Here is a 13,321-nt window from a genome sequence, read left to right as displayed (position 1 = left end):
GCTATCTTCCATTAAAAGAAAACTTCCATTTTAGTAAGCGAGTTAAAATCATATAACTAATAAATCCTGCTCCTAAAAACGTTATATAGTAAATCCATAAAGCATTTATTGCAAATGTTCGTCCAGCGAGTAATGCAAAGCAAAGGACTGTACAGCCAATAAACCATTTCTGTAGCTGTGGAAACAATAGGATTTTTCCGTTTTGTTCATTAGGAGAGCGTGTATATAAAATGATCGCTAATGGTAAAAATAGAATTATATAAACGAATGGGTTTAGCAATTTCCAAACAGGTGGAATCCATGTTTTCTCCATAGGGTCTACGGTAGGTGATTCCGAGATTTTATGACCGTCACGATCAAATTTCATTTCAGGATGGTAGCTGTAACTAATATGAAATTCATGGAACGGTGCAATGATACTTACTTGTTCTAAGTAATATCTAGTTTTACTCTCAATTTTATACCTATCTTCGGTTGCCCCTCCAGTATGAACAAAAATAAATCCAGACACTAATAAAATTAACCCGTACGGAAGATATAAAATGACCGCAGTTAAAGTGCCTTGTGAAAAAATATTTCCAGTAATTGTTCCAATGAATAAAGAGAATGTATAAATAGCAATTAGCACAATTGTTAGGTAGACAAAATAAGTATGAAACGGACTAAAATCCTGATAAGCATTATGAAAAGATACTTTTTTAATTCCCCACATACTAATCCAGCAAACACAATTTACGATTACAATATTAAAAACACCAAACAACCATTTTGTCAGAAAAATATCTTTTCGCTTAAAAGGCATAGAGAAAAGAAAATCCGCTGATTGATTGTTGCGTTCCCATCCAATTAAAACACAAGCGAGTGCGATGAGCACAATGCCTTGTATTAGGATAGGTTCATCTATTTGAAAAGAATAGGAATAATAATATACATAATCATCCCATTTCATTTTCGACTGTCGAAGCTGTGATTGTGCAGCACTATAATATGCATAAGGAAGTATATATAAACTACTTAACCAAAAGAGTAGCAGTACATATTTCCCCTGTTTAAACGTCCGCATCCACAACGCCTTATGAAACATGTGACCCCTCCTCAAAAGCTGTAACAAATACATCCTCAAGTGACATTGGTAATTCTTCTAATAAGAGCGGTTGTTCTTTATGAAATTTTTCTAACGTAGTTGATACATTGCCTTCGATTAAAACGGTGTATACTTTTCCGGTTTGTTGTAATACTTTCACATTCTTTAAGTTTTCTAGCTTTTGTGGTAGTGAACGTTCATAAGCGACTTGAATTTTTGCATATCGTGATTTTGTATCGTCTAAAGCTGTAATCGATGCGATTGTATGATCTTTTAAAATGATGACTGTGTCTGCGATTTTTTCAATTTCATCTAAGTGATGCGTCGAAATGAGAATGGTAATTTCGCGTTCTGCTACTTCTTCAATTAAAAATTGTAGAATTTGTCTTTTGACGATTGGATCGAGTCCGTTTGTTGGCTCATCTAAAATTATGTATTCTACGCCAGTAGAAAAGGCTAAGATTATTGCTAATAATGCTTTCATTCCGCGGGAGTAGCTGCGAATGCGTTTGTTTGGTAAGTTAAAACGCTCTAGTAATTCATAAAAATAGTCTGCATTGAAATTATGATAGACTGCTTTATAGAATTTTACGATTTCTTTTACTGTATATCCGCTTAATACATTTGTAGAGTCTGGAACAAATACAAATGTTTGTTTCACTTCAGGGTGTTTGTGCACGTCAACTTCGTTATAGGTAACAGTGCCTTCATCTGGATTTAAGATTCCAACGAGTGTCCGTAATAATGTTGTTTTTCCGGCTCCGTTTCTTCCGAGTAAGCCAGCAATGCTCCCTTTTTGTAAAGTAAATGAAATATCTTCTAATATCGTTTGATTATCAATTGTTTTCTTTATGTTCGTCACCTTTAACATGCGTATTTCCTCCTAATTCTTTATAGTATGAATCAATCCAATCGTGAATTTTTTCTTTTGAAATACCAAGATACGAAGCTTCTAGTAACAATTGATGGAATTGTTTTTCTACCATAGCGATTTTCCTTTCATCTTGTGCGGGAGTAATGGATTGCGAGACGAATGTTCCTTTGCCGCGCAGCGTTTCGATAATTCCTTGTCGCTCTAATTCTTGATAAGCCTTACTCACTGTGTTCGGATTAATTACAAGTGAAGAGGCAAGTTCACGAACGGAAGGGAGTTTATCGCTAGATTCGAGCATCCCTCTTAGAATTAGCTCTTTAACATTATGAACAATTTGTTCCCATATCGGAGTGTTGCTTCTTGGATCTAGTTGAATGTGCAAGAGCAAAGTCTCCTTTCTAATAAAAAGTATGAGTGTACTAATAGGTGTAATACACTTAATACAATATATAGTACATTATCATTTGTCAATCATATTTTTAGAAAATTATGGTATAAAACCCCTTCGTTTGGAAAAAATAGGTGTGATATAGAATGGAGGGTTAGTCATGAAGCGATTAATAGGAATACTTGTTTGTTTCATGTTATTGCTTTCCGCTGTTCCAGTTGGTTTTGCACAGTCTGAGAAAAAAGAAGTGGAAGCGGAAACAAAACCAAAGCTAGCGGAACAAGCATCGTCAGCAATTGTGATTGAGCAGGATACAGGGAAAGTTTTGTTTGACAAAAATCCAAATGAAAAGTTGCCGCCTGCTAGTATGACAAAAATTATGACCATGTTACTCATTATGGAACAAATTGAAAAAGGAAAATTAAAACTGACAGATAAAGTGAGAACAAGCGAACACGCTGCTTCTATGGGAGGTTCACAAATTTTCCTTGAACCTGGTGAAGAGATGTCAGTCGATGAAATGTTAAAAGGCATTGCCATAGCATCTGGAAATGACGCATCAGTTGCCGTTGCTGAACACATTGCTGGATCAGAAGAAGGATTTGTAGATAGGATGAATAAAAAAGCAAAAGATTTAGGACTAAAAAATACTCATTTTCAAAATCCAACAGGTCTTCCGGCAAAGGATCATTATTCAACGGCATATGACATGGCCGTTATGGCAAAGGAATTGATGAAATACCCATTAATCCGTAAATATACAGGGAAATATGAAGATTATTTACGTGAAGATACGGATAAGAAATTTTGGCTTGTAAATACAAATAAGCTTGTCCGTTTCTATCCAGGTGTTGACGGTGTGAAAACGGGATTTACAACAGAAGCAAAATATTGTTTAACAGCATCGGCAGAACGCAATGGGATGCGTGTCATTTCTGTCATTATGGGCTCTCCAACATCAAAGGAACGAAATGCGGAAGTAACCAAGCTTCTTGATTATGCATTTAGTCAATATATGACGAAAAAGATGTATACAAGAGGTGAAAAAATTCAAACGGTAAAAGTAGGAAAAGGAAAAAAAGAAACAGTCGACTTAGTAGCTTCTGAAAATGTTTCCCTTCTAATGAAAAAAGGAGAAACAATGAAGAATATAAAAAAAGAAGTAGTTGCTGAGGAGAAGGTGAAAGCTCCAATTAAAAAAGGAGATGCCTTAGGTACACTTGTTATTAAAAAAGGGAATGAAGTGCTACTCAAACAAACAATTGTTGCAAAAGAAGATGTTGCAGCAGCGAGCTGGTGGGAGTTATTTAAACGAAGTTTTGGGATGTTTTCGACATCGAAATAGCGGCAATATAGTTGCCGCTTTCTCTTTTGTTTATTTTGCTGTGATTTCGATAGTGAGAGATGGTTCTATATGAATCCATTTTCATCTTTCAAAATATAGATTGCGGCTATGCAGAAGAAAAGGAGCCTGCACTTGCTTTCTCCCTTTGTTTTACCTTGTATGTGGCAGGAAAGAGCACTGACCGCTTCTATGCATGGCCAGATGCTCTCGCCCACCGAAAAAGAATGGTTTTATGTCGGTTTTTTAATTTGGATTTATATAGAAGGTTCTTTTTATGACGAAATAGTACTTCTTTTGTCAGGTAGAAGGATTCTACATTTCTTTTAGAGAAAAACTTCTTATATATTTTGCGTGTATACGCGAATTTTGAATGTAAGGAGGAAAAAGAGTGAGTCTTTCCATCCATTTAGAAGTAAAGCGTGACGTCTTATGTGTTCGTTTAGCAGGCGAGCTGGATCATCATACTGCCGAAGAGTTGCGAGCGAAAGTAACTGATATGATTGAGACGCATCATGTTCATCATATTATTTTAAATTTAGAACAATTAGCATTTATGGATAGTTCTGGCCTTGGTGTTGTATTAGGAAGATATAAACATGTCAAAAGTTTAGGCGGCGAAATGGTTGTTTGTGCAATTTCGCCTGCTGTAAAGCGCTTATTTGAGATGTCAGGGCTATTTAAAATTATTCGTTTAGAAGAAAATGAAGCGCATGCGCTCGCAACATTGGGGGTGGCATAGATGAGAAATGAAATGAACCTTCAATTTTCTGCATTAAGTCAAAATGAATCGTTTGCTCGCGTTACAGTTGCCGCTTTTATTGCGCAGCTTGATCCAACGATGGAAGAGTTAACGGAAGTGAAAACCGTCGTGTCTGAGGCAGTAACGAATGCCATTATTCATGGATATGAAGGGAATTCAGATGGCATTGTGTATATTACGGTTATTTTGGAAGATGGTATGGTAAAGTTAACAATTCGTGATGAAGGGATTGGAATTCTAGATTTAGATGAAGCAAGGCAACCCCTTTTTACAACTAAACCCGAATTAGAGCGTTCTGGAATGGGATTTACCATTATGGAAAATTTTATGGATGAAGTAGAGGTTATTTCTAATGAATCTTTCGGGACAACGATCCATTTGACGAAGCATCTATCAAAAAGTAACGCTCTATGCAATTAAGGAGAATTGCCTATGGACATAGAGGTCAGAAGTGAAAAAGGAAAAGGGCAGTTAAAGGATCAGGAATTAAAAGCATTAATTAAAAGAAGTCAACAGGGCGATCAAGGAGCGAGAGATTTAATTATTCAAAATAATATGAGGCTTGTTTGGTCCGTTGTACAACGCTTTTTAAATCGCGGTTATGAGCCGGAGGACTTGTTTCAAATTGGCTGTATTGGGTTGTTAAAATCTGTCGACAAATTTGATCTATCTTTTGATGTAAAGTTTTCAACATATGCAGTTCCAATGATTATTGGAGAAATTCAGCGTTTTTTACGTGATGATGGAACAGTGAAAGTAAGTCGTTCGTTAAAAGAAACGGGAAATAAAATTCGTAAAATGAAAGATGAATTATCAAAAGAGTATGGCCGTGCACCGACAATTACCGAAATAGCAGAGGTGTTAGAACTAACGCCAGAAGAAGTTGTAATGGCGCAAGAAGCAAGTCGGACACCATCGTCGATACATGAAACGGTGTATGAAAATGATGGTGATCCTATTACTATTTTAGACCAAATTGCGGATCGCTCTGAAACAAAGTGGTTTGATAAGATTGCGTTAAAAGAAGCAATTCGTGAATTAGATGAGCGTGAACGGTTGATTGTCTATTTGCGGTATTATAAAGACCAGACACAATCGGAAGTAGCAGAGCGTTTAGGGATCTCTCAAGTACAAGTATCGAGGCTGGAAAAGAAAATATTAAAGCAAATGAAAGAACGAATAGGCGAATAGTCTATTCGTTTTTTTATTTTAAAAAAGTTGTATTAGAAAAATTTCCAATATCCATACTACAACTACGAGGAATAGTTAAGAGGTGATTGGAGTGGAGCAAACGATATATGTAAAGATGAGGAATCGTCTACAAGTGTCGCCTGCTTATGAGATTAAAATTGGTGACGTTGCACAAGTAGTTGGAGAGTCACGTATTGTAGATGAGATAAAACGACAGGTTATATACAAAATTACAAAGAAAGATAAAACGCATGTTGTAATTGATGTGATGAAAGTGATTCAGGCTATTTGGCAGTATTCTAGCAGTTTAGAAATTAATTTGCTCGGTTCAGCACAAACGATTGTTGAAATTGTATACGAAAAAAAACAAGTAAATCCATTTTTTTTTGGAATGGTGTGGTTATTACTGTTTGTCGGGGCGGCTCTTGCAATTATTTATTTTCATGAAGACGTTAGTATGCAGCAAGTGCATCAACGTTTGTATTACATGATTACAGGAGAAAATAACCAAAAGCCACTTTTATTTCAAATCCCATATTCGTTAGGGCTTGGACTTGGAATGATTCTTTTTTTTAATCACGTATTTCAAAAGCGTATTAATGAGGAACCAAGCCCATTAGAAGTTGAAATGTTCCAATACCAGCAATCTCTCGATCAATATGTAATGATGAACGAAAACAAAGAAATGATAAAGAACATCCAAAATGATTGAATGTATTGGGGTAATCTTTATTGGATTTGCTGGTGGCATTGCTGTTGGAGGAGGATACGTTGCATTTTTAACTGTATTAGGTATGATTCCAAGGCTCGCTCAGTTAACGAAAAGTGGTCATCGTGTGCCATATTATGAATGGGCTGTTGTGAGCGGTGCACTAAGCGGTACGTGGTGCAGTTTACGTGATGTTACATTGCTGGCTTCACCGTATTGGCTTTTACTCCTTGGATTGTTATGCGGCACATTTATCGGAATGCTTGCTGCTGCTTTAACAGAAGTGCTGAATGTACTTCCAATATTAGCGAAACGTGTTGGGGTTGATGGGAAAATTGTTATTCTTCTTATCGCACTTGTTCTTGGTAAGGTGGTAGGATCTTTATTTCATTGGATTTATTTTGTGAAATAGGAGGTATGTCAATGGCGCTGCATAAATTAAAGGATGATTATACGAATAACGTGAAAGAGTATCATCCAAAACCTAATTATATGATGAATTGTATGAAGGCTTTTGTTGTGGGAGGGCTTATTTGTACATTAGGTGAAGCTTTGATGAAGATGTATATACACTATTTTGATTTTACGGAGAAAAATGCGGGAAATCCGGCAATCACAACGCTAATATTACTGTCGGCTATTTTAACAGGACTTGGTGTATATGATAAACTTGGCCAATTTGCAGGAGCTGGGTCAGCAATCCCGGTTACTGGATTTGCAAATGCAATGGTGAGTGCAGCAATGGAGCATCGCAGCGAAGGAATTGTTCTTGGAATTGCCACAAATATGTTCAAAATTGCTGGAAGTGTAATTGTATTTGGAGTTGTTGGGGCGTATGTTGTAGGTCTCATTCGGTATACATGGAAGCTCCTCCAATGATGGAAGTTTCATCTTATGTAAGTAAAGGAGAAGGTAGATGAGATTAACTGGGAAACAAACGTGGCTATTTCAAAACGATGTATATGTGAATGCGACAGGTACGGCTGTTGGACCGGATGAGGCAAAGGGGCCGCTTGGAGATAGCTTTGATATTACATATGATAACTTGCATTGCGGAGAAGAGAGCTGGGAGTTAGCGGAAAGAAGGTTAATGAGAGAGTCGATTCAACAAGCATTGCGAAAAGAAAAGATGCAAGCATCTGATATTGATTTTTTTTTAGCTGGAGATTTATTAAATCAAACAGTTACGGCAAATTACGTTGCTAGAGAGCTTTCGATTCCATTTTTAGGCATGTTTGGAGCGTGTTCGACTTCGATGGAGACGCTAGCTGTTGGCGCAGCATTTATTGATGGTGGATTTGCAAATCGCGTGTTAGCAACAGTCAGTAGTCATAATGCCACTGCTGAAAGGCAATTTCGTTATCCAACAGAGTATGGAGGGCAAAAGCCAACTACAGCGACATATACTGTTACAGGAGCTGGTACAGCTTTAATTAGTCGGGAAAGAAGTGCAATTAAAGTCACATCAGCAACTATTGGAAAAGTTCAAGATTTAGGTATAACAGATCCGTTTGATATGGGAGCTGCAATGGCCCCCGCTGCAGCCCATACAATTAGGCAGCATTTTGAAGATTTAAACAGAAGTGCTGTAGATTACGATTTGATTGTGACAGGTGATTTATCGGGAGTTGGAACACCAATTGCGCGGCAACTTTTGTTAGATGAAGGCTATGATTTAGGGAATGTTTATAATGATTGCGGTTTAATGATTTATAGGGATGACCAGCAAGTATTTGCGGGAGGAAGTGGCTGTGCTTGTTCCGCAGTTGTAACATATGGACATTTAATGAAAGAAATGAACAAGGGGAATTTGGGGCGGATTTTTGTCGTGGCAACAGGTGCTTTGTTAAATCCGATTATGATTCAACAAAAAGAATCGATTCCAACGATTGCACACGGTATCGTATTTGAAAGAATAAAAGGGGTGTAATATGTGGAATTTATATATGCATTTTTAGTTGGGGGAGCGATTTGTGTTGTCGGACAACTCCTGTTAGATTTTGCGAAATTAACACCTGCACATGTTATGGCGATCTTCGTAGTAGTTGGTGCTATTTTAGATGGTTTTGGCATTTATGACAAACTGATTCAGTTTGCAGGAGCGGGAGCGACTGTTCCGATTTCAAGTTTTGGTCATTCTTTATTGCATGGTGCGATGGAAGCAGCAGAAAAGCATGGTTATCTTGGGATTGGAATGGGAATGTTTAAGTTAACATCTGTTGGAATTTCAGCAGCGATTTTGTTTGCATTTTTAGCAGCACTTATTTTTAAACCGAAAGGATAAATAAGATGAGAAGAAGGGTTATTTTGGTGACAGACGGAGATGAATATGCACAGCGAACAATCGAGTTACTGGCAAAAGAATTTGGTGGACGATGCATTTCGGCCACGCAAAGTAATCCAACGAAATTAACGGGGAGAAAGATTGTTGAGCTTATCATGCAAACACCACATGACCCGGTTTTTGTTATGTTTGATGATAGTGGATATATTGGGGAAGGATCAGGAGAAAAAGCATTAAAATATGTGGCAACGAATAAACAAATCGATGTGCTTGGCGTGTTAGCTGTTGCTTCTAATACGCATCATTGGGAATGGACACGTGTTGATCTAAGTGTCGATCGAGAAGGGCGATTAACTGAATATGGCGTTGATAAATTTGGATTGGCGGATATTGAAATAGGAAGAATAAACGGTGATACCGTTTACTGTTTAGATCAATTACATGTTCCGATTATTGTTGGAATCGGTGATATTGGGAAAATGTACGGCAATGATGACTGGAAACGTGGGTCGCCAATTACAAAAAAAGCAATTCAATTAATTTTAGAAAGGAGTGGGTTTTATGACCAACACAAAAAAGACTAGTATACCAATTTCTTCATTTTTAAGTGACAATGAAAATTATTTGAAGCAAACAGTTGGACTTGGCGTTACCTTTGATGTGGGAATTCGTAAATTTCATATTTTAGATAAAGAAATTGGTGTTTTGTTTGTGAATGGTTTATGTGATACGAACTATATCATACACATTCTCGAAGAGGCTATTGATACGAATGAAATACAAAGGTATGGAGAAGGTATGGTAAAGTTGTTAGAAAATCGTCTTATTCATCAGCAAGTAAGTAAAGTAAAGACGATGGATGATGTTATATTGCAAGTTTTATCAGGTTTAATCGTTATTTTTGTTGAGGGAGAGACAGAAGCATTTGTAATCGATGTTCGCAGCTATCCAGGACGAACTCCGACAGAGCCGGATACAGAGAAAGTTGTTAGAGGTGCGCGCGATGGATTTGTTGAAAATATTATTGTAAACACAGCTCTTATTCGGAGACGTATTCGTGATCCTCGTTTGCGACACGAAATTATCCGGGTGGGAGAGCGGTCACACACAGATCTTTGCGTTGCATATATACAAGATATTGCGAATCCTGATTTGGTGAAAATAATAAAGCAAGAGATAGAAAATATTCAAATCGACGGTGTAACAATGGCCGATAAAACAATTGAGGAGTTTCTTGTGAAACAAGGCTACAACCCTTTTCCGCTTATTCGTTATACAGAAAGACCGGACGTCGCTGCGAATCATTTGTTAGAAGGACACGTTTTACTTTTGACAGATACTTCTCCTAGTGCAATTATTACACCGACAACATATTTTCATCATGTACAGCATGCAGAGGAGTTTCGGCAAAATCCTGCCGTTGGAACATTTTTACGCTGGGTTCGTTTTCTAGGAGTTGTATTTTCTCTGTTCTTATTGCCGCTTTGGCTTGCATTTGTAATGGATCCTGCTTTATTACCAGAAAAGTTAGCGTTTATTGGACCGAATAAAGTGACTAATATACCAATTGCTTTGCAGATTATTTTAGCGGAAGTAGGGCTGGAATTTCTGAGGATGGCATCAATCCATACACCAACGCCGCTGTCATCAGCAGCTGGGTTAATTTCAGCTATATTAATTGGTCAAATCGCAATCAATGTCGGTCTATTTGTACCGGAAGTTATTTTATATACTGCCATTTCTATGATTGGATCATATGCAACGCCAAGTTATGAATTGGGATTAGGGAATAAAATAGGGAAATTATTCCTTATTGTATGTACTGCTTTATTTCAGGAAATAGGATTTGTTGTCGGAATGACATTGTTAATTTTATTTTTAGCATCTATTAGAAGTTTACAAACGCCATACCTTTGGCCGTTTCTTCCATTTGATTGGGGAGCATTGGTGAAAATTTTAATTCGCCCATCTATTTCTAGTTTAAAGGTACGTCCTAGCATCGTCCATCCTCAAAATATAAAGAGGCAAAAATGAGCAGAAGAATAAATTCTGCTCATTTTTGTTATAAATTTATCTGGTTTTAACAAAAACATAACATTTCTTTTGTACACTAGAAGTACATATGATGTATGGAAGGGGAGATTACATGATTAAGTTATTTGTTAGCGATTTAGATGACACACTCGTTTATAACATGAATCGGATTCATCATGACGATGAAAAAGCATTATGCTGGTTAGCAGAGAAAGGTACAAATATTTGTTTTGCTTCTGGTCGTTTTACCCACCGCATTCACGCTGTTGTGAAACAATTCGCTTTCCCTTATTATACAACAGGATTAAATGGCGCCGTTTTATTTACGAAAGAAGGAGAAATGTTAAACGAATCAACTTTTGATGGAGAGGTTGCCCGGGAAATATATAGATATATACATGAAAAAAAGTTGGCGGATATTGTATGTGCAAAAGAGCATCGATATACAAAAAAGAAAAATGAACATCATCGTATGTTTGAAGAATATATTCAAGGGAAAATCACAGAAATAGAGGCGTTAGAGGAAGAGTTCGGACAAACTATTCATCCGGCAAAATTATTTGTTTATGGGGAAGAAGAAAAAATTACAATGTTAGATCAAGAGTTGCGAAACGAGTTTCAAGGCGAGGCAGAAGTCGTAATTTCAGGGAAAAGATACGTGGATATTATGCCAATAGGGATTAGTAAGGGAAGTGCACTGCAGCTTCTAATGGAACATTTACAAGTTGAAGCGCATGAAGTAGCGTGTATTGGAGATTCTTTTAATGATGTTTCCATGTTTTCTGTGACGCCGCATTCTTTTACACTGCATCACGCTCATCCATATGTGAAAGAAAAAGCGAGTCATGTTGTTCGTTCAGTAAAAGAAGCGATTATGAAACTACCATTGTTAGCATAAGAAAAAAGCTCGTTATAAACGAGCTTTTTATTACTTAAATAGTGATTTAATAAAATCAATAAAACTAGAGAATACGCCTTTTACCTTATCTAAAAAGCCTTGACCTTCTTCAGAACCTAGAAACGCTGAAACGTGTTCTTTTGCTTTATTTAATTGGTTACTAACTTGATTCCAATCAATATTTAAGTTTTTCATTTTGTCAAAGAGTGCTACTAAATTATCAAGTTGTTCATCAGTTAATGTAATTCCAAGCTGATCTGCAATCTTTTTAATGAGTGAGCGTAAATCTTCTTTTGTTTTTGGTTGTTCTTTTGCAATCTCTTCTTTAACTTTTGCAACAAGTTGTACAGCTTTGTCATTTCCGATTTGGTCACCAAGTTTTGCTGTTTGAACCATTTCTTCATTAGCTACTTTTTTAACTTCTTCTGGAATTTCTTTTTTCGATGCTGTCTCGTAAGCTTTCATTAAGCCTGTTAAAGCGGCAGTTCCTGATACTTTAAATGGTGCTGTAATGTAAATGTTCGCATCTTTTACACCTGCTGTAATTAATGCGTTTGTATACATTGCATCTGTTACCCAATTGATATTATGCGCTTGTACAACAAGACCAGATCCTTTTTTTGTATACGTAATCATAGAAGAAGAAATTGCTTTCGTGCCGATTTGAGCGTTTGGTACAACCCCATCTAAATATTTATGTTCTTCCGCATTTGATACCGTAATAATTTGCGCATCTTTTGGCGCTTTCATTTCTTGGAGAAGCTGTTGTTTTTGTTGTTCTGATAAATTTTCTCCTAATGTAACAATAGACTCTCCCTCAATAATGTCTGCATATGAAGCTGTTGGAATCAAAAAGACCATTACAGCTAATAGCAGTGCTAACAATTTCGTTTTCACGAAAAATCGCTCCCTTTCTCTTTCTGAAATTTTCGGGCAACAAAGTAATTATAGTATATTTTTTGTATTTGTCATCCGTCTTAAGAATGATTTGTGAAAGAAACAGTAGGATTGTCGGATTTTATAAAGGTTTTCACAATAATATTTTTGTTTATTACAGTGATTGTGGTAATATAAGGCTGAGATTGTTGAAAGGAGCTTGTTATACATGAAAACTTTAGGATACATATTAATGGAAAACGGTGAAAAAATCGAATTAGAATTTTTCGCAGAAGAAGCACCAAAAACGGTAGAAAACTTTAGAAAATTAGCTAATGAAGGATTTTATGATGAATTAACATTCCACCGCGTTATTCCTGGTTTCGTATCTCAAGGGGGCTGCCCTATTGGAAATGGGACTGGTGGACCAGGCTATTCAATCCCATGTGAAACAGATGGTAACCCTCACAAGCATACAGTAGGTGCACTTTCTATGGCGCACGCTGGAAGAAATACTGGAGGAAGCCAGTTCTTTGTTGTACATGAACCACAACCGCATTTAGATGGCGTTCATACTGTATTCGGAAAAGCAACAAGCGGCATCGAAACAGTATTAAATATGCGTCAAGGCGATGTTATGAAAGAAGTTAAAGTTTGGGAAGAGTAAAATGTAAAGAGGGGGCAAAGTGCTCTCTCTTTTTTATTTTAAAAGAATTTGTAAGGTAAGACTAGTAAAAGGTACGTATATGGGAAATTGCGTATTATTTGTGTCATTTAAATTTTTTAACATATAAGTTGCTACAATGCGGAAGTGTGATTTGCACTTGCTTTCTTCCTTTGTTTTAAATATTGCCCGTGGCAGGGAAAAGGCCCGGACT

Annotated in this window: 17 protein-coding genes; 13 read left to right on the top strand and 4 right to left on the bottom strand. The window is 36.8% G+C overall.

The genetic code is table 11. The features are described 5' to 3' along the window. Position 1: 1 nt before the first annotated feature. The 3 genes from V7024_RS00335 to V7024_RS00325 are packed head-to-tail and all read right to left on the bottom strand — an operon-like array spanning position 2 to position 2,340. Positions 2 to 1,084, bottom strand: coding sequence for an ABC transporter permease subunit (locus V7024_RS00335; RefSeq protein ID WP_335514061.1), 1,083 nt, complete (start codon positions 1,082 to 1,084; stop codon positions 2 to 4). Continuing rightward, positions 1,074 to 1,955, bottom strand: coding sequence for an ABC transporter ATP-binding protein (locus V7024_RS00330; RefSeq protein WP_335514059.1), 882 nt, complete (start codon positions 1,953 to 1,955; stop codon positions 1,074 to 1,076). The genes V7024_RS00335 and V7024_RS00330 overlap by 11 nt, the downstream gene beginning before the upstream one ends. After that, on the bottom strand, positions 1,921 to 2,340 hold the full coding sequence (locus tag V7024_RS00325; protein ID WP_335514056.1) for a GntR family transcriptional regulator: 420 nt from the start codon (positions 2,338 to 2,340) through the stop codon (positions 1,921 to 1,923). The genes V7024_RS00330 and V7024_RS00325 overlap by 35 nt, the downstream gene beginning before the upstream one ends. Positions 2,341 to 2,506: 166 nt before the next feature. On the opposite strand from V7024_RS00325, the gene V7024_RS00320 reads away from it, so the two are divergent. From V7024_RS00320 to V7024_RS00265, 12 genes are all read left to right on the top strand, one after another. Then, the gene (locus V7024_RS00320; protein ID WP_335514053.1) at positions 2,507 to 3,691 is read left to right on the top strand and encodes a D-alanyl-D-alanine carboxypeptidase family protein; all 1,185 of its coding nucleotides are present in this window, start codon (positions 2,507 to 2,509) and stop codon (positions 3,689 to 3,691) included. Between the two features lie 388 nt (positions 3,692 to 4,079). After that, complete coding sequence (gene spoIIAA / locus V7024_RS00315) at positions 4,080 to 4,430, top strand: anti-sigma F factor antagonist (protein WP_098914605.1); 351 nt, start codon at positions 4,080 to 4,082, stop codon at positions 4,428 to 4,430. After that, positions 4,431 to 4,871, top strand: a complete 441-nt coding sequence (spoIIAB, locus tag V7024_RS00310; RefSeq protein ID WP_020059410.1) for an anti-sigma F factor — start codon at positions 4,431 to 4,433, stop codon at positions 4,869 to 4,871. 12 nt (positions 4,872 to 4,883) lie between these two features. After that, positions 4,884 to 5,642, top strand: a complete 759-nt coding sequence (gene sigF, locus V7024_RS00305) for an RNA polymerase sporulation sigma factor SigF (protein WP_335514049.1) — start codon at positions 4,884 to 4,886, stop codon at positions 5,640 to 5,642. Between the two features lie 91 nt (positions 5,643 to 5,733). Beyond that, on the top strand, positions 5,734 to 6,354 hold the full coding sequence (locus tag V7024_RS00300; RefSeq protein ID WP_098914601.1) for a stage V sporulation protein AA: 621 nt from the start codon (positions 5,734 to 5,736) through the stop codon (positions 6,352 to 6,354). Then, entirely contained in the window at positions 6,347 to 6,763 is a 417-nt protein-coding gene (locus tag V7024_RS00295; protein WP_335514045.1) for a stage V sporulation protein AB, read from the top strand. Before V7024_RS00300 ends, V7024_RS00295 begins: the two co-directional genes overlap by 8 nt. Before the next feature lie 11 nt (positions 6,764 to 6,774). Next, complete coding sequence (spoVAC, locus tag V7024_RS00290) at positions 6,775 to 7,230, top strand: stage V sporulation protein AC (protein ID WP_098914589.1); 456 nt, start codon at positions 6,775 to 6,777, stop codon at positions 7,228 to 7,230. A gap of 37 nt (positions 7,231 to 7,267) precedes the next feature. After that, positions 7,268 to 8,281 carry a stage V sporulation protein AD gene (spoVAD, locus tag V7024_RS00285; protein ID WP_335514040.1) on the top strand — a complete coding sequence of 338 codons (1,014 nt, stop codon included), beginning with the start codon at positions 7,268 to 7,270 and terminating at the stop codon, positions 8,279 to 8,281. A 3-nt stretch (positions 8,282 to 8,284) separates the two neighbouring features. Beyond that, a complete protein-coding gene (gene spoVAE / locus V7024_RS00280; protein WP_098914585.1) occupies positions 8,285 to 8,635 on the top strand; it encodes a stage V sporulation protein AE in 351 nt (116 codons plus the stop codon). A 5-nt stretch (positions 8,636 to 8,640) separates the two neighbouring features. Next, positions 8,641 to 9,219, top strand: a complete 579-nt coding sequence (locus V7024_RS00275) for a stage V sporulation protein AE (protein ID WP_335514035.1) — start codon at positions 8,641 to 8,643, stop codon at positions 9,217 to 9,219. Further along, positions 9,197 to 10,669: a spore germination protein gene (locus tag V7024_RS00270; RefSeq protein ID WP_335514032.1), complete on the top strand. Its 1,473-nt coding sequence runs from the start codon at positions 9,197 to 9,199 to the stop codon at positions 10,667 to 10,669. The genes V7024_RS00275 and V7024_RS00270 overlap by 23 nt, the downstream gene beginning before the upstream one ends. A 91-nt stretch (positions 10,670 to 10,760) precedes the next feature. Further along, on the top strand, positions 10,761 to 11,567 hold the full coding sequence (locus V7024_RS00265) for a Cof-type HAD-IIB family hydrolase (protein WP_438824423.1): 807 nt from the start codon (positions 10,761 to 10,763) through the stop codon (positions 11,565 to 11,567). Between the two features lie 30 nt (positions 11,568 to 11,597). Here V7024_RS00265 and V7024_RS00260 read toward each other — a convergent pair whose 3' ends face one another. Continuing rightward, entirely contained in the window at positions 11,598 to 12,464 is an 867-nt protein-coding gene (locus V7024_RS00260) for a DUF1002 domain-containing protein (RefSeq protein WP_335514027.1), read from the bottom strand. Positions 12,465 to 12,672: 208 nt separating this feature from the next. Here V7024_RS00260 and V7024_RS00255 point away from each other — a divergent pair, with 208 nt between their 5' ends. Further along, the gene (locus tag V7024_RS00255; protein ID WP_335514024.1) at positions 12,673 to 13,110 is read left to right on the top strand and encodes a peptidylprolyl isomerase; all 438 of its coding nucleotides are present in this window, start codon (positions 12,673 to 12,675) and stop codon (positions 13,108 to 13,110) included. Positions 13,111 to 13,321: the final 211 nt, after the last annotated feature.

It is taken from the genome of Bacillus sp. JJ864 (genome assembly GCF_036963045.1).
GTDB lineage: Bacteria > Bacillota > Bacilli > Bacillales > Bacillaceae_G > Bacillus_A > Bacillus_A pseudomycoides_C.
Note: the sequence above shows the minus strand (reverse complement) of the source record. Positions and strands in the feature narration are given on the sequence as shown.